The organism is Flammeovirga sp. EKP202, from assembly GCF_014534745.1.
Classification (GTDB): domain Bacteria; phylum Bacteroidota; class Bacteroidia; order Cytophagales; family Flammeovirgaceae; genus Flammeovirga.
The window spans coordinates 67470-85585 of record NZ_JACVVP010000026.1 but is presented as its reverse complement, the minus strand read 5'-3'; the positions used below and the strand labels follow the sequence as shown (position 1 = coordinate 85585).

The window sequence follows — 18116 nt, the reverse complement described above, 5'->3', positions numbered from 1 at the left end:
AACTAAATAAGGCATTGAAGCGATTTTAATTTCAAAGAATATGAGAATAACTAAACTAATACTTTTACTACTTACGATATACAATTTATCTCAAGCTCAAATTATTAATCCACCTGAAAAAAAACTAACACAAGCAGAGATAGAAAACAAGTCTGTAAGTGAATTATGGTTGCTGAGAAATTCAATCTTTGCAAAGCATGGTAGAACTTTCAAAACCTATGAGCTACATGCTTTGCTAATGAAACAATCTTGGTATAAGCCCAATGAGAATTTTAAGCAGTCGGATTTATCGGAGGATGATTTATATAATATTGAATTGCTTGTGAACCAAGAAAACAAACTCCGTGAAAATGATTATCAGACCAATGGACAGGCAAAACAAGTTAATTTTGAGAATGTATATAATACTTTTCAATACCCCGAATTAAATAGTTTTGAGATCGATAAATTAAGTAAAAATGGATTTGTCGTTTTTCCTACAAGTCAAGATCAACTTTTCCATATTTACGAAAATAACGATTACTTAGGTATACCTAGTTTTATTTCTGTTGATGCCGTTTTACAGTTATATCATTTGTATTTTGATATGACCCTTCGAAGTATTGAAACAAAATATCTGTCGAAGAAAATAGAGATATTATTGGATCGACTTATCAATGAATTGGAGGTGTTGCGAGAAGAAACATCAAACCAAAATATTAAAGAATCAATTGATTTAAATCTTGCATTTTTAGGCATAAGCCAATACTTCATGAAAGGTGGAGAAGTAGAGATGAAAGGTAATTTGAAGGATATTGCGGCTCAAGAAATAGAGAAATGTAATGATCAAGCAGGTTATCAGTTTTCAGAACTACTTGGAAGAGCGTTTGATTATAGTCAATTTATCCCAAGAGGTCATTATACTAGAAGTGAAGAGTTGAAAAGATATTTTCTAGCAATGATGTGGCTTGGGAATGCAGGGCTAGAAGTATCAAATGAGAAAAATATTTTAAGTAGTGTTTTAATCACAAATTTACTTTATACCAAAACTTATCAAGGAGAACCATTGATTGAACTTTGGAAAGATATATACGAACCAACGGTATTCTATGTTGGATTATCCGATGATACAGGGCCTGTAGAAATCAAAGAAGCTATAGATTTTGTTTTTCCGAACGTAACTTCTGTTGAAGAGCTCGACGACACATATAACCTATTGAAATTAGCTGAAAGATTACCTTCTGAAAGAATATCAGGTCACGGGAGATTTGGAGAGCAAAAGAAACAATTTCGATTAATGGGACAACGTTTTATTCCAGACTCAGAAATTTTCGACCGTTTGACTAGTTCGGAAAGAATGATGCCCAATAGTTTAGATATTATGGCAGGGTTTGGAAATGAGAAAGCCATCAACTTGATGATGAATGATTATAAATCATCTTGGGATAAGTACCCAAAATATAAACAGAAACTAGATCAAATAATAGAAGAAACGAATGTGAGGACAAAAGAAGATTGGACACAAAACCTTTATTATTATTGGATTTACAATCTTATGGCACTTCATGATATTAAATATCAGACCGATTTGCCTTTCTTTATGACAACTGACGGATGGGATGTAAAAACTTTAAATACTTCTTTGGCGAGTTGGGCAGAGTTAAGACATAATACAATTTTATATGCAAAGCAAAGTGGTGCAGCAGAATGTGGTGGCGAAGGAGATGAGGTGAAAGTTTGGGTACCAGAACCTCCCAAAGGATATGTTGAACCTAATATTGAATTTTATAACCGAATGTTATCCTTGATGAATTTTACAAAAGAAGAATTATTAAAGAGAGGTATGTTAGAGGGTAGACTTAGTTATATTGGGAGTGAATTTATAGACCTACTCACATTTTTGAAATCGGTATCAGAGAAAGAAATAAACAAGGAAAAATTAAGCTTAGAAGAATATGATCAAATTCAGAAATTAGGATCTTTACTTGACAATTTGACTTTGAGAGTATTATCAGAAGACGCCTATGAATGGTGGCAAGTAGAAGGTCCTGATAAAAATATGTCTGTCATTGCTGATGTTCATACGGCAGATGATTCTTGTTTAGAAGTGGGGGTTGGGAAAGCACATGCGATGTACGTAATTGTTGAGATAGAAGGGAAGTTAAAGTTAACAAGAGGAGCCATCTTCTCTTTTTATGAATTTCCATGGCCAAGTTCAGATAGGTTAACGGACGAGAAATGGCAGAGAATGTTGGAAAATGGCAATGCTCCTGAACAACCCGAGTGGATAAATTATAAATCAAATCAGGAGTATGAGAAACGTTTATCTCCTTTGTATAAACCCAATATTGAAGAGGTTCCAGACTCATCAACGGATCCAGGATGGAAAATAATTTATTATGATACAGGTTGTTAAGATATATCTTCTGATTGCTTTTTTGGGGATCGGTATTACGAATGTATATGCACAGGTGAGTTTCTGTGCTGTTGGAGATGTATTATTAGATAGAGACGTCAAAAAGGTGATCAAGGCTAACGGTATACAATTTCCATTTAATAATGTAGAGGCATTAATAAATGGAAAAGATTTAGCTTTTTTCAATATGGAATGCCCCTTGGCTAATGCTAGTGATGGTTATCCAATAAATAAAAGGTATTCGTTTCGTGCAGAACCAGAATATATACAAGGGTTAAAATTTGCAGGTTTTAATATCGCTTCAGTGGCAAATAATCATACCATTGATTTAGGGAAAGAAGGTTTTCTAAAAACAATTGAAAATTTAAACGCAGGTTCAATATATACTATTGGTGGCGGTAAAAATCAAGAAGAAGCTTTTCGACCTTTACTCCTTGAAAAAAATGGAGAAACATTCGCATTTTTTGGAATGCTAGAATTTCTATTAGAGGGGACAATTTTCAACGAAAATAAACCATATCCTGCCTACGGTCAAATCGATAGGTTATGTAATGAAATAAAAAAGATAAATTCAGATATTGATCACATTATTATTTCATTTCACTGGGGGCAAGAAAGTGCAGTAATTCCAACTTCTAAGCAAATAGAGTATGCTCACAAAGTGATTGATGCTGGAGCCGATTTAGTTTTAGGACATCATCCACATGTTTTGCAAAGTATTGAAACTTATAAAGGTAAGTTGATACTTTATAGTTTAGGTAATTTTGTATTTGACAATAGTGCGAAGCTACAAAAGGAGAGTGTCATTTTTAATTGTCAATTCCAAAATGGACAAATATTGAATCCAGAACTCATACCAATTTATATCGATAATTGCCAACCAAAAATTGCTTCAAAAGGGATTAAAAAGGATATTTTAAACCATTTAAATAAAGTTTCGAATCAGTTTAATACTACTTTTACCTTAAAAGGTAATTCTATAAAAATTGATTATCAATTTGAAAAACCAATAAAGGAGTTGGATACTTCAAGTCACCGTTTTTCTATATTTAAAGATAAGATTGTGACCTACAATTCATTTAATGAAGCAATTCAATATTCCTTACCTGATTCTGATTTCATATTAGTTGATGCAGATGTGTTTACCACCGAAAAGGGAATATATATTTACTCCATCGTTCAGAATACTATCAATCATAAATCAAGAATTGCCATATTTCCTTTTTCCGTTGAAAAAAATGAATTTTTAAAACCTTCATTGGATAGTCATGAGAGTTTTAACCCATGGAAAATTAAGGTTTTCGATGTTGACAAGGATGGTAATCCCGAAGTTATAGTCGGTGTAAATAAATCGACTAGATATTATTCAGAGAAAGAAAATAGGGTATTTGTATTCAATACTGATAATGACTATTTCTATCCAAAATGGCTAGGCTCAAAAATTGGAAACCCAATAGTAGACTTTAAGGTTTGTAGTAAGACCAACAGGTTAATAGTATTGGAAAGATCGAAAGTGAAGAATACGAATATGGTTGTAAGTTACAAATGGAATGGATTTGGTTTTGACAATGATAAAATTTTAAACGAGTTTGGAAGTGATACTGATTTGAATATCAATTTTAAATTATCAGATTATGACTTTAAAACTATTTTATAAAAGCAAGAGATTTAAATTAAAAAATACGTAAAACAATGAGAAGCCTTCTAATACTATTTATATCACTGATATTGTACACTAATAATGTCATTGGGCAAATAGCCATGATCCAAGATAAAGATGGTTATACAAATGTTAGAAGTAAACCACAATCGGACTCTGACGTCATATATAAATTGTATGAGGATGAAATATTTTGGTTTGGAGAAGAATACTATGATGAATCGAAGACTTGGGTTCCTGTTTATATCACCTTTAATAAGTTTTCTATTGGTTCAATGATGCATAATTACTTCAAAGGATACATTCATAAGTCAAGATTAAACCCTTTAGAAGAAAATCTCACAAAGGACTCAAATGTTAATTTAGAGTATGAAATTGTTCCATTTAATACTGAAAAAAGATTCATAAGAAGCAATGAGAATGGAGTAGTTTATCAAATAGATGGCTTAAATTTCTTTGGAACAGATGGAGAGTTACCTAAAACTGAGGTCAAGAGTGTGAAGGTGGAAATTGACGGGAAAAGAATTGTTATTCCTGAAATTTTATATCAAGATTTGTACAATTGTAATAACAGAATTAATATCTTCAAAAAAGAAGATCTTTGTTTTTTTGAAAATACAAATAGTGATGGAGCAGGGGGATATCAAATTATTTGGGTATTTAAATCGGGAAAGTTAATTCAGCGTCTAGTTGGATCTATTTATTAGGCAAAAAATAAATTGATTTAAAATTAAGCCTCCCATTTTTGAAGCTTTAAATATTGATTTGGACATCATATAATATTAGGTAAGTTTTATATTATGAACTTCGATTTATAATTTAGAGTATTGATTATCATAACAACCATTTCAAAACTAAATCGAATAATGAAAATAGCTTCCGCCCAAATAAATTCAACTGTAGGAGAGATAAGTCACAATTTAGAAGAGCATTATCAAATGATTGATTTAGCATCCCAACATGATGTTGATCTTATCATTTTTCCAGAAATGTCGCTGACAGGCTATTGTAGAGAAGAGGCCGCGGATTTGATAATGACTGAGCACTCAAAAGAACTTGACTTATTAAAACAGAAATCAACTCAAGAAAATATAATTATCGTTGTCGGGGCTCCAGTGAGTCTAGGAAATAAAATCTATATTGGATCTTTTATTTTACAACCAAGCGGCCAAGTTAAAATTTATACAAAACAATTTCTTCATGAGGGTGAAGATCTTTTCTATCAATCTTCTTTCGAACATAATCCTCAACTAGAAGTGCAGAACGAAAAAATTTCTTTTGCAATTTGTGCCGATATTGAAAATGAATTACATCCTCAAAATGCATTCGAATTGAAGAGTTCATTGTATTTACCAAGTATTTTCTATTCTAAAAATGGAATAAGAGGAGGCTTGGAAAAACTAGCAAAATATGCTGAAACCTTTTCATTGAATATTTTAATGTCCAATTTCAGTGGAGAACTTTGGAATGTAGAAGCAGGAGGGGAAAGCTGCTTTATTAACAATAAAGGGGAATTATTGGAAAAGTTGCCTACTGACGAACGGGGTCTTTTAGTTATAGAAAAAGATGGTGATGAATGGAGGAGTGAACCGTTATTTATTCAATAGTTTTCAAACAAATTCATCAATATTATCTTTGAGGTAAATACACCTCCAAAAGAAAACTAACAGGGCAGATCAAGCTGTAATTTACTATTTAAACTTCAATCGAATTAAAATGAAAAAGAACGAAATACTAATATTACTCGGATTCATTCTACTGAAATTCTTTTTTCAATCTTTCTTAATTGACTCAATCTATGATTTACAGCGGGACGAATTCCTGCATCTAGATCAAGCGAATCATTTAGCATTGGGATTTACATCAGTTCCACCTGTTACATCGTGGATTTCCTCCATTATTCAGATTTTCGGAAATGGAGAGTTTTGGGTGAAGTTTTTCCCAACTTTGTTTGGAGCTTTAACAGTGGTTGTGGTTTGGCTGGCTATAGATGAGCTAAAAGGAAGTTTATATGCTAAAGTTTTAGGAGCAACTTGTATACTTTTTTCTTGCTTACTAAGGCTAAATACTTTGTATCAACCCAACTCGTTTGATGTGCTCAGTTGGACGGTCGTGTTTTTCTTATTCATTAAATACATCAATACCGATCAAAGGAAATGGATCTATTGGATGGCTGTTGCTTTCGCATTTGGCTTCTTAAATAAATACAATATACTCTTTTTGGTGCTTGGAGTAATTCCAGCTGTATTGATTACAAAAAGTAGAGATATACTTCTTCGTAAGGAAGTTTATATTGCTATGGGGATTACCCTTATTATCATTTCACCAAATATTTATTGGCAGTTTACAAATGGCTTTCCTGTATTTCATCATATGCAGGAATTAGCGAGCTCACAATTAGTAAATGTCGAGAGAATCTCATTCCTCAAGAGTCAATTATTTTTCTTTACGGGTTCATTTTTTGTCATATTAGGTGCTTTGATCGGACTATTATTTTCAAAGCGTTTGAGTAAGTTCAAATTCTTATTCTGGTCATTAATTTTCACATTAACCCTCTACACCTACCTAAGAGCAAAAGATTATTATGCCATTGGTTTATATCCAATCTATATTGCAATTGGAGCTGTTTATCTGTCTCATTTGTTGGAAAATAAACTTGGAAAAATTATAAAACCGATACTTGTTGTTTTACCAATCCTCATTATTATTTTAAGCTTTGATTTCGCATTTCCAAATCAAAAACCTGAATACATTATTGAACATAAAGAGGAATACGAATCGTTGGGTTTATTACGTTGGGAAGACGGTAAAAACCATCACATTCCTCAAGATTATGCAGATATGTTAGGATGGAGCGAATTAGCCTCTAAGGTGGATAAGGCTTACAAAAAGATCAATAGTCCTGATCAAGTTTTGGTGTTATGTGACAATTATGGTCAAGCAGGAGCTATTAACTATTACACTCAAAATGCAATAAAAGCGGTTTCCTTCGATGCGGATTATGTGAATTGGTTTGATTTGGAAAAGGAGTATACCCATTTAATTCGAGTGAAAAATCGAAGAGAAAAACAAAACGAATTAAAAGAGACTAGTCCTTACTTTGAGACTTCCATGGAATATGATTCTATCACTAATCCTTATGCACGAGAATTTGGAACCACAATATTCATTTTTGAAAGTTCGAAAATAGATATCAATTCAAGGATAAAGGAAGAGTTGAATAATATAAAAAATAACAAGGAAGGTTAGGTTTTATTTTCAATAATCAGCATTCGGGAATAAACAATTTATTTTCTTTTACGATTAAGGATGTAGATAAACACCTTACTCAATAAAATGTTATGATTATTCCTGTTTTTCTAGTGTTTGCTGGGTTTGTAGCTTTGATTTTTGGCGCAAACTGGCTTGTAGATGGATCTTCGGCTTTAGCGAAGAAATACAATGTTTCTGATTTAGTGATAGGACTCACGATAGTGGCGTTTGGTACATCGGCACCAGAATTAGTTGTCAATAGTATCGCCTCTATTCAGGGGCACTCTGATATTGTATTGGGAAACATAATTGGGAGTAATAATTTTAACCTATTTATCATTCTTGGTATTTCTGGTTTAATATATCCCATCAAAGTTCAAACCTCTACCGCTTGGAAAGAGATACCAATTTCATTATTTATTTCCATCTTATTATTACTGCTATTGAATGATTTTGTATTTGAAGGGATTACTTCTTCGAGCAGAATGGATGGAATGATCATGTTGGTTTTGTTTTTCTTTTTCCTGTATTATGTTTTCAAACAAATAAAACAGGAACCGCAAGGAATTGAGAATACGGAACAAAAGTCAGCTTTTAAAATTTTGACCCTAATCATTGTAGGAATTGGTGGTTTAGTCTTAGGAGGACAGTTGGTAGTGGTCAACAGTATAAAGATTGCGAATATTTTAGGGGTGAGTGAAAAAATAATCGGTTTGACAATTGTCGCAGCCGGAACTTCACTTCCTGAATTGGTAACCTCTGTTGTCGCAGCAACGAAGAAGAACAGTGATATTGCAATTGGAAACGTAATTGGATCTAATATTTTCAACATTCTTCTGATATTATCTCTAAGTAGTATTCTACATCCTATCAATTACAACTCTAAATTCAATCTTGACCTTTTTATTTTAATTGGAGGGACGATCTTTTTATTGTCTTCAATGTGGACTGGGGAAAGAAAGAAATTAGATCGATGGGAGGCAGGTGTTTTATTTATGTTATACCATTTATCTTGTTATGCAAGAAGTATAATGTTAGCGATAAAAATTGAATCAAGTTTTCTAATAAGGAATTAACGCATTTTCTTTGACGGTCTGATATAAAATTTATTTCAGACCGTTTGCTTCATACTTTGTTTTTTATCTTACTTTTAAGTGAAAAACAAAGAATAAAAATGAACAAACAGCTAAAAGAAGACCTCCAAAATCTTGAAGTATTACTTGAAGAAGCTAAAAATCAAGGGATTGATTATTTACACAATATAGCAGAAAGACAAACGTCTATTCAGACACTAAAAGAAAGTGTATCTTCTCTTCGTTCGGGAGGTATAGGCGGCCTAGGAGCACTACAGTTATTCAATGAGAAATTTGAACGTCTGATAGTAGGTGCTTCAGGTCCTCGTTATTTAGGGTATGTGGTCGGAGGTACTACACCTGCATCAATAATAGGAGATTGGTTAGCTACAATTTATGATCAGAATCCTCAAACTACCCAAGCTCAAGGCGATGTTTCTATAGTCATCGAGAAACAAACCATACATCTACTTTTGGACTTATTTGGTTTACCTCATAATTATCTAGGAGGATTTGTAACCGGTGCTACGATGTCAAACTTTACATGCCTTGCTGTCGCCCGTCAGTGGTTTGGACGAAACTTTAATAAAGATTATGCTAAAAATGGTATTTCTGAGAAGATAAATATACTGAGTGCCGTGCCTCACTCTTCTGCCATTAAAGCGCTTTCCATGTTGGGTATAGGAAGTAATAATGTAATTATGGTGGATGTGGAAGAGGGAGAAAGGGAAGCCATTCATCTACAAAGTTTAGAACAACAAATTATAAAACTAAATGGGCAAGCATTCATCCTTATTTCAAGTGCAGGTACGGTAAATACAGCTGACTTTGATGATTTTGAAGCAATCTCAAAGCTGAAAGAAAAATATAATTTCTGGTGGCATATTGATGGTGCTTTTGGTGCATTTGCAGCTTGTTCTCCTCAACATAGACACCTATTAAAAGGTTGGGAAGGTGCAGACAGTATTACTATAGATTGTCATAAATGGCTGAATGTTCCCTATGATAGTGCCGTCGTTTTTGTGAAGGAAAAACATAAAGTATTGCAATTAGAAACTTTTCAAAACTCAAATGCTCCCTATCTAGGAGATCCAAATGCAGATATCAATTATTTGAATTTTTTACCTGAAAACTCTAGACGATTAAGAGCATTACCTGCTTGGTTTTCACTTGTGGCATATGGAAAAGAAGGGTACAAGGACATTGTGGAAAACGCCATTCAAATGGCACGGATGTTAGGTGATTTTATTGAAAGAAATGAAAGTTTTGAATTATTGGCACCAGTAAATCTAAATAATGTGTGCTTTACTTTGAAGGATACAGCAAATGTTTCAAACTTTTTGACTACCTTAAATAACGCTGCAAAAGTATTTATGACACCGACAGTATTTAAAGGAAAACAGGCCATAAGAGCTTCTTTTGTGAATTGGCGTACCAATGAGTCTGATCTTGAGATGGTAATGGATGAAATGAGGAAAGTAGTGATAAATCTAGACACATAAAATATCAACCCCCTTAATTTAACTTTTTAAATGAAGAAAAATATAATCTTAAAATTAGGCTTGCTCATAATGGTTGTTGTACAATTATTAATGATCTACTTGGTCTTCTTAGAGTTAGGTTCTGAAAGAATCGTGAAACAATCAGTACGACTTTTTATTCATATTGCCATTTTTGCTTTATTAATTGATAAAGAGAGGAAAGCTTCAATATTTCCTAGAATTATATTATCAATATATTACCTATTTATGTTAGGTTCTGTAATTTCTTCTCTTGAAGTGGGTTGGAGTCAATCTCTGCTTATAACCTATTATTGCATTTTGATTACAATAATCAATTTTGATGAATGGATTGAACGTAAACTACATTTACTTGTAATGAGAGTGAGTAATAATAAAACATTCCAAAATCAACCTGTTGATACAGACTAAACTTAATAAAACAAACCCATCATGCTTAATACAGATAATCAAATACAGGTTGAATATAAAAACCGTATTGATCGTGTTTTTGAATTTATCAGTGAAAATCTTGATACAGACTTATCTCTAAATAAGGTGGCTGAAGTTGCTTGTTTTTCTCCTTTTCATTTTCATCGGATCTTTAAATTTATCACTGGAGAGACTTTGAATGAATACGTAACAAGACAAAGGATTGAAAAGTCGGCTTTGGATTTACTGCATCAAAATGAAGCCATTACAACGATTGCTTATAAGTATGGTTTTAATGATAACTCCTCTTATTCCAGGACTTTTAAGAAGTATTTTGGTGTTAGCCCAGCTGGTTTTAAAAAAGAGAACCCTTATCGACATAGCAAGATTCGTCAACTGAAAAGCAAGATTGGACAAGAGTATCCGGATTACTCCAAATACATTTGCATCATTGATCATCTAAAAAAATGGATAATTATGAATGCAAAAATCGAAATTAAAGAAACGCAACCGTTCAATGCGGCAGGGGTTACGCATATAGGTGTGGAAGGAATTGAAAATGCCTTTGAAAAATTGATAAAGTGGGCTATTCCAAAGGGGATATTCAATAACCCTAAAGCAAAAATGGGTAGAATGTTTTTTGATAGTTTCAAAGTAACTGCCCCAGATAAGGTACGTATGAGTGCTTTTGTGATTACAGAGAAACCGTTTGAGAAAGAAGGAGAGGTTAGCCCTTTACAGTTGAACAAAACGAAATGTATTGTTGCTCGTTTTGAAATTACGCAAGATGAGTTTGAGAAATCTTGGACCAGCCTCTTTTTGTGGATGAATGAAAATGGTTATAAAAAGAGTGCCGAAAACCCCTATGAAATATATCACAATGACTTTAGGGAACATCCAGAACAAAAGTTCATTGTAGATTTTCATATTCCTATTCAATGGAAAAAGTAATAATGCGTTTTACTGATAGAAAAAGACTAGGTTTATAGTGTAGCTATTATCGTAAGGTTATTGTATTACAACGACCTTGCGAGTACCTTAAAAAATCTCATCTATTTTATTTTTGAAAGCAATTCAGTAGGTTCGTATTTTAACATCGAAATAACACCTATTCAACAACAAACTTACACAAATGATAAAGTGTCTTTCAATTCTATTATTCACCATTGTTCTCTTAGGAAAATCTTATGCACAAGAAATCGACAAAAGTATTTTTATAAAAACAGATCAATACTTAGCAAAAACCATAGATAGTTTAAAAATTGTCGGTTTGAATTATTTGGTTCTCATAGATAATGAAGCGGTATATAAAAAGGCATTCGGTGCTGCTCATGCTCAGCTTAGTGTACCTATGACAATAGATAAATCCTTTCCCGTCTATTTCTAAATTATTTAGTTCAGTAGTATTACATCAATTATTGGATATTCATCATAGAAATGTCAATGAAACTGTAGAGGCTTTTCTACCTAACAGGGACGACCTTCCCAAATCATGGAAACAATTGACACTTGCCCAATTACTCTCACATACCTCTGGTATTCCTGATCAAATTGATTATCAAATTTACTTAGCACCAGAAAGTGAACAATCAGTGATTGAGGCTTTAAAGGATAAACCTTTCAGTGCTCAGCCAGGTGAGGAATCAAAATATAATGCGACAGGTTATTTACTGATTCGAGCAATTATTGAAAAATTAGCGGATCAAGACTTTGAGTCTTATATGAAGGAGATGTTTTTTGATAAATATAACCTTGCTTCGGCCCAATATGGTGGATTTAAAAAAGTGATTTCAAATAGAGTAACTTGTTATCAAAATAGAGGTGGAAGACTAGAAATGTTTCCATTGAATTACTCTTCGCCAATGTATGCAGGTGCAGGTTTGAATATTACGATTGATGATTTGTCAAAATGGTTTCAAATTCTTCAAAATGGATCTATTTTGAGTCAAAAGAAACTGCAAGAAATTTGGACACCTGTTCAATTAAACAATGGTGAAGAAAGCGGTTTTGGATTAGGATGGGAATCCTACAGGTTACAAGAAGGCTATCGAATGGTCGGACATGGAGGAGCTGGAATATCATCTTTTCGTCACTATTGGAATGAAAATCGAAATCAAAATGTAACCGTTATTGTATTGACAAACGGAGCCTATGATTGGAAAATCAGACCGAATCAAATTAATTCTGAAATTGCTAGCATAATTCTTGAAAATGTAAAGAGTAAATAATTTTCAACTTGGAGCACTGAAATACAATGAATATTTAAATCTTATTGATATACTCAGGTTACTAACGTATAAATGTTAAATAAAAAGCAAATTAAAAAATTACAATAATGACAAGAACAAAAAACGCTATCATATCAGGAATAGCTTTCACAGTACTATATGGAGGCTTTATGTTTTATCAATATGGAACCCAACACGCTCTGATTTCAGGACCAATAGCAGGTGTCATTTTTGGGCTATTGATGTATTTTTTCGTGAAGTCAAAAACAGTGAATGAGCAGACTAAACTTGAAGGTATTGATGAGAAGGCTATCATTCATTCAGGAGATGCAAATCATTTCAAAGGCGTTGAAGCTGTGGGTGGTCGACTTTACCTTTTAAAAGAAAAGCTTCTATTCAAGTCACATCATTTTAATGTCCAAAACCATCAAACAACAGTAGATTTTAATCAAATTCAAGAAGTAAATTATTTTAATACATTGGGGTTTATTCCTAATGGTTTGTCTATTAAACTACATACTGGGCATATTGAAAAGTTTGTGGTGAATAACAGAAAGACATGGAAAAAGGAACTAGATAATTTATTGGTTGTTAAGTAAAGAGATTGTAAACTAAGTTTTCAACCATTTTTAGTTTTTAGAAATCAGGAGATTTCTGATGATATCTAGGACACGAATGCCGCTATCACTTAACATTCGCACCAGTGGAATGACTACACTTTTAGAATACCATTTCCAACAATTGATCCCTTCCATTTTGGAATTAAATAAAAAATGTATTTAACATCTATAAGCAAACAACAATGATTAGTAAAACCTCACTTTTAATCGTCATTCTTTCTCTCACTCATTTTCTGTCAGATTCTTTTAAGGAGAGTCAGTTAAAATACACGAGAGTTCGACAGGCCTACAAGGATAAAGAAAACAGTATGCTTACACTTCTTAAAAGTAAAACATTGGATAAGAATTCATTGAAAATTTATATTCGAGCTTTTAAAAAAGAAGGTATCATTGAATTGTGGGGGAAGGATAAGAATCACTCAAAATACAGTTTGATAAAGTCTTATGACGTATGTAGTTCTTCGGGAGAAATAGGCCCTAAACGTCAGCAAGGTGATTTACAAGTGCCTGAAGGATATTATCATATTGATCGTTTTAATCCCTACAGCAATTTTTATTTATCATTAGGCATTAATTATCCCAATAGATCAGATGAGATCCTAGGTGTGAAAAATAAACTTGGAGGTGATATTTTTATTCACGGAAATTGTGTGACAATCGGATGCTTACCCATAACGGACGATCAAATTAAAGAATTATATATCTTTTGTATTGAAGCTAAAAATAGTGGTCAATCAACCATTCCTGTTACAATCTTTCCTGCTAAGCTTACTGATGAAAATTATAAACAATTGATTGATCAATACAAAGGGAGTAGTGATAAAGTTGGATTGTGGGAAGACCTCAAAAAAGGGTATGATATTTTTAATAAATCGAAATCTCTACCTTCGATTGCATTTTTAAGTTCTGGAAGGCATAAAGTATATGAATAAACTACCCTTGATATCGTTTTTCATTTTTATAATCTTTTCATGCTCTAATAAGCAAAAAATACAAAGTCATTTCTTAGAGATCAAACAGTTGAATTCTCTTTTACTAACCCATCAAAGTCAATGGTTAGACACGCTAAGTCTTGAACTTCTTTCGGAACGTGTAGAGAATAGTAAGAATCTTATTCAAAATTTGAGCTCAAATGTAAATCTTACTGATATTGAATATTACCAAAATATTCAGACTCAGAAAGAGATTCAAGGGAGAGGCTTAGTATATTATTTTGGAGATAAAAATTCTCAAAGAGAAAGCTACTCTATTTTGATTTTTGGTGAGGATAAAGAGACATTAAGTGTTCTTCAATATTATGAACAATTTCGTAATTGTGGTAAAAAAGAGCATATAAATGATAATTGGCTATTTGTTTTGATAGAGCCTGATTGTATGAACTAAAATCGAATAGAATTTTCTAGAAATGAGATAAATTCTGCCTTTGAGAATAAGGATTTAATCTTTAATTTGCTCTTCGAAAAGCATTCTGACTCTCTTTTTACAAAAGCAAATAACAATTTGTAGTACTGATTGTGTAATTAGAGAAAAAACTGAAAGTTTTTCAGGGAAGTGCTAATTCAAAAATAGAACTAGCATTAAATTAATTTGTCTTAGTACTCAAGTATTAATACTCTTTTAAATCAAACAAGCTATTTTAAATAACGGGCATGACCAACTTCGCTCTATCTACAATCTTCGCTTTATTCATCTAAATCTATGTTATAAATCAAGTGTAAGTTATAATCTTTAAAGTGAGATTGTAAGATACTAAAACATGAAAACTCATGATGGAGTAGTGTGCACTCTTAATTGGTTCAAGTTTAAAGGCGTAATACAGCCCCCTTAATCTTCAAAAATGAAAAGTTTACTTTTAACAATTACTCTTATTCTAACAGCATTGACGTTTAGTCATGCGCAACGCATTGAAGCCGAAAAAAAGTTTGGCGGTTACAAATTCACTCAAAATGGGGAATATGTAACAATGAAGGTACTTGTGCAAACAATGGAGTCCAATAAAGAAGCCTATTTACTTATGAAACAAGCAAGGTCAAATAATATTCTGGCAGGAATTCTTGGCGGAGCTGGTGGATTTATGGTAGGTTGGACTTTAGGTGGTGCAGTAGGTGGGGGAGAACCTACTTGGGCATTAGCTGGAGTGGGTGCAGGTCTTATTGTGACCTCTATTCCTATCGCAACAAGTGCCAATAAAAAAGCAAAAAAAGCTGTAGACTTGTATAACGCCGATTTTGACTCCACACCAAGGCTTGAAAAAACATCTCAATACAAGTTTAAACCTGAGTTTGAAATTAAGTCAAAAGGAACTGGTATTGCATTGTCAATGGCATTCTAATTGATATTTAAAGGTCAAGGCTTAGTTTCAATCAGTACAAATTAAGCCTTGATTTTATAATATATGTTGAGAAATTAGACAGAAGAACCTAAATTTTATAACTTTTCAAAAAGTTTCTATTTAAAGCAAAACAAGCAAATTATTGTGTTATAAAGCTTCATTCCTTTCGGGAATTATGTAAGCTTTGACAGATTTTTAAAAACTCATTAAAGTGAAATTAAATATTGTAACATATAGAAGAAGTAGATGGATCAATTTCTTATTCATCTCCTCTATAGCATTATATTTTGTAGGTATTTTGATTGCATTATTTGTTTTCAAAATCGATTTAATGGACGAGTTCTTTTCAGAAGATAAAGTGTTTTTTTCCTTTACATTTATCTATTTCATTTTTTTAAATATTCTGCGTATTCTAAATACAAAAAAGGTTTTCTTCTTGGGAAAAGTGATGATAACCAAAGACCACCTTTCCATTCAATATTTAGATAAAGAGTATCACTTTAATTTATACGAACTGGAAAGTTTCAAAATAATCATCTTGGGTCATTTCGGTCAGACAGAATTTGGTGGAGATAAGCCAGTAGCAGGTGAATTGGGAAGTTCTGCAAGCCATCAATTTAGAGGTTGTGAAAACACCATACGAATTAAAACACTTGAGGGAGATAGATTGAAATATAATTTTTATTTATCGAATGCGAAGGAGTCTGAAGTATTAAAAGAACAGATACAAGAGATGGAAGGAATTCCCCAATTTAAAAGTCGTGTGATTAGATAACCGTTTAGATGAATGAAAGAAAATATGACGAAACAAGAGGCTAAAAGGTTACTGATGCTTCATAGTTTTATGAGTGAAAATATAAATCACCCTAAAATGGAAAATGGATTTATTGGTTCATTACGTCCTTTTTCAGGGAAGCTGAATGAAAATAACTTTCATGAAGTTGTCAAAGCAATAAAAACACTATCTGAAGAAATTAGGAGTGAAAAGATAGATAGAGAAATTATGGCTGCCATTTGGAACATATGCCATCTTACAAAAAGTTGGGGTACTGATGATGAAGGATTACTTCAGCGAAATAATTTAATTAGTAAAGAACAAATATTGATTTTAGAAAATTGGGTAGAAAAGATTTCATATATCACAATGATGTTATTAAATGGTTGTGATATTTCAACTGCATTCGAATTTTATGATAATGAAGTCTAGTAGGCTATAAATCTATTTTTTATCCAATAAAATAAACTCCATATCATAAGATTTTCTTTTCCAACCTGTCACTTTGAATAACGCTAAAAAGTTTTGCTCTTTGGAAAGTTGATAACGTTCGTAAAATGCTGCCACTGAATCGGAGTTTGTGAAATAATTCAGTGTACTGATAATTCCACAATCTTGATCAGATAGGAAAAATCGTAATTCATTTCCCGCTGGCATTTCTATTTTTGCCACTACTGTATAGTCGATTATTTTACCCTCTTTGGTGACATAATCATTGTATAAAACATCTTCATTTGTAATACGATCTCTTCTGTTCAATCGTTGACTTTTAAAAGAATATTGAGGGAAGTTTTCCTTCAGAATCTTTTTTAAGACACCCATTGATTTTGATTGTCCAAAATAGACAAGGTTTTCATTTTCAATTTGACTGATACTCCACTCTGAAACTTGAATAATATCAAAAGGGTATTCATATTGACTCCAAAATTGTGTAATTGTTTTGCTGCAATAGGGAGCACCCCAGTTGAAATAGTGATGACGACTAGCTTGAAAGTCAGCCATTGCTTCTTTGTCAGGATTTTGATCAATAAAGGTTTGAAGATCTTCTTCGGAATTAATTTCATAGTCACGTACGATTCCTTTTCTTCCTGTTTGAATTGGTCCTTCAATAGTAAAATAATCCCCAAAAATGACGGTTGTAGGTAACTCATTTTGCATTAGTGTAATCCAGAAATCACCAGCTTTTTCTTGAATACCAATTAGAAGAAGAATTCCGAATAGGAAAACACCGCCTGCACTAAGTAGCACCTTATTTTTTGATGATTTTTCCGCTTTAGGTTTTTGATAGCGCTCAAATTTCACGCGGTACTGTCCTTTGGTGATATTAAAGATAATTTCATCAGGTGAAGCGGCACTGCTGTAATATTCTTCCAGCTTTTTACGCAAATGATAAATGTAGACTCTCACCTTATTGTCAGATTTTATGGGATCATAGTTTACCCCAAAAAATTCAGTACCTATAGTTACCTCCTTGATGTCATCTCCATTTAAAGTTGACTCCACTAAAAACTTTAAAAGTCTTAGATTAATCTTTGATCTAGAAAAGGCTTTGTTTGCTTCCAGTTTATCAAGTTGAGTAAGGATTTCATCCCTCGTAAATTCCTCTCTTTTCAATTTCATTTGCTTGTATTTGATCTCGAAAATAAACAACTATTTCTAATTCACCAAATTAAGCCTTTGCTCTTAATGTTAGATTGATGTATTGTTAATGTATTGATATATAGTGTTTTGAGGTAAATTTTTAACGGTTAAAAAACGTAATTCTTGCTTTAAATATTGTTTGTGTCTAAGGTCTTAACATAATTTTGCTCATAAGCTTTCATGATTGACGAGACAATTTTTTTTGATGT

At 32.5% G+C, this 18116-nt stretch carries 18 protein-coding genes; 17 read left to right on the top strand and 1 reads right to left on the bottom strand.

Going from position 1 to position 18116, the window contains the following annotated elements; genetic code table 11:
• Positions 1-40: 40 nt before the first annotated feature.
• The 17 genes from IC221_RS16605 (at position 41) to IC221_RS16525 (ending at position 16698) form a co-directional block, all read left to right on the top strand.
• Complete coding sequence (locus IC221_RS16605; RefSeq protein ID WP_188170048.1) at positions 41-2395, top strand: DUF3160 domain-containing protein; 2355 nt, start codon at positions 41-43, stop codon at positions 2393-2395.
• Positions 2379-4052, top strand: a complete 1674-nt coding sequence (locus tag IC221_RS16600; RefSeq protein WP_188170047.1) for a CapA family protein — start codon at positions 2379-2381, stop codon at positions 4050-4052. Before IC221_RS16605 ends, IC221_RS16600 begins: the two co-directional genes overlap by 17 nt.
• Positions 4053-4087: 35 nt before the next feature.
• Positions 4088-4762, top strand: a complete 675-nt coding sequence (locus IC221_RS16595; protein WP_188170046.1) for a hypothetical protein — start codon at positions 4088-4090, stop codon at positions 4760-4762.
• A 159-nt stretch (positions 4763-4921) separates the two neighbouring features.
• Complete coding sequence (locus IC221_RS16590) at positions 4922-5662, top strand: carbon-nitrogen hydrolase family protein (RefSeq protein WP_188170045.1); 741 nt, start codon at positions 4922-4924, stop codon at positions 5660-5662.
• A gap of 109 nt (positions 5663-5771) precedes the next feature.
• Positions 5772-7304 carry a glycosyltransferase family 39 protein gene (locus IC221_RS16585; protein ID WP_188170044.1) on the top strand — a complete coding sequence of 511 codons (1533 nt, stop codon included), beginning with the start codon at positions 5772-5774 and terminating at the stop codon, positions 7302-7304.
• Positions 7305-7396: 92 nt separating this feature from the next.
• A complete protein-coding gene (locus IC221_RS16580; RefSeq protein WP_188170043.1) occupies positions 7397-8383 on the top strand; it encodes a calcium/sodium antiporter in 987 nt (328 codons plus the stop codon).
• A gap of 98 nt (positions 8384-8481) precedes the next feature.
• Positions 8482-9882: a pyridoxal-dependent decarboxylase gene (locus IC221_RS16575; protein ID WP_188170042.1), complete on the top strand. Its 1401-nt coding sequence runs from the start codon at positions 8482-8484 to the stop codon at positions 9880-9882.
• Positions 9883-9912: 30 nt separating this feature from the next.
• Complete coding sequence (locus tag IC221_RS16570; RefSeq protein WP_188170041.1) at positions 9913-10311, top strand: hypothetical protein; 399 nt, start codon at positions 9913-9915, stop codon at positions 10309-10311.
• Between the two features lie 21 nt (positions 10312-10332).
• Complete coding sequence (locus IC221_RS16565) at positions 10333-11262, top strand: GyrI-like domain-containing protein (RefSeq protein ID WP_188170040.1); 930 nt, start codon at positions 10333-10335, stop codon at positions 11260-11262.
• A 181-nt stretch (positions 11263-11443) separates the two neighbouring features.
• Positions 11444-11698 (top strand): hypothetical protein, encoded by a 255-nt coding sequence (locus IC221_RS16560; protein ID WP_188170039.1) that lies wholly within the window; start codon positions 11444-11446, stop codon positions 11696-11698.
• Positions 11699-11729: 31 nt separating this feature from the next.
• Complete coding sequence (locus IC221_RS16555; RefSeq protein ID WP_223241408.1) at positions 11730-12539, top strand: serine hydrolase; 810 nt, start codon at positions 11730-11732, stop codon at positions 12537-12539.
• Between the two features lie 107 nt (positions 12540-12646).
• The gene (locus IC221_RS16550) at positions 12647-13138 is read left to right on the top strand and encodes a hypothetical protein (RefSeq protein WP_188170038.1); all 492 of its coding nucleotides are present in this window, start codon (positions 12647-12649) and stop codon (positions 13136-13138) included.
• A 203-nt stretch (positions 13139-13341) separates the two neighbouring features.
• A complete protein-coding gene (locus tag IC221_RS16545; RefSeq protein ID WP_188170037.1) occupies positions 13342-14091 on the top strand; it encodes a murein L,D-transpeptidase family protein in 750 nt (249 codons plus the stop codon).
• Positions 14092-14179: 88 nt separating this feature from the next.
• On the top strand, positions 14180-14542 hold the full coding sequence (locus IC221_RS16540; protein WP_188170036.1) for a hypothetical protein: 363 nt from the start codon (positions 14180-14182) through the stop codon (positions 14540-14542).
• A 454-nt stretch (positions 14543-14996) separates the two neighbouring features.
• Entirely contained in the window at positions 14997-15491 is a 495-nt protein-coding gene (locus tag IC221_RS16535) for a hypothetical protein (RefSeq protein ID WP_188170035.1), read from the top strand.
• Between the two features lie 211 nt (positions 15492-15702).
• On the top strand, positions 15703-16266 hold the full coding sequence (locus tag IC221_RS16530) for a hypothetical protein (RefSeq protein ID WP_188170034.1): 564 nt from the start codon (positions 15703-15705) through the stop codon (positions 16264-16266).
• Between the two features lie 24 nt (positions 16267-16290).
• Positions 16291-16698, top strand: coding sequence for a hypothetical protein (locus IC221_RS16525; RefSeq protein WP_188170033.1), 408 nt, complete (start codon positions 16291-16293; stop codon positions 16696-16698).
• A gap of 12 nt (positions 16699-16710) precedes the next feature.
• On the opposite strand, the gene IC221_RS16520 is transcribed toward IC221_RS16525, so the two are convergent.
• The gene (locus IC221_RS16520) at positions 16711-17886 is read right to left on the bottom strand and encodes a helix-turn-helix domain-containing protein (RefSeq protein WP_188170032.1); all 1176 of its coding nucleotides are present in this window, start codon (positions 17884-17886) and stop codon (positions 16711-16713) included.
• Between the last annotated feature and the right edge of the window lie 230 nt (positions 17887-18116).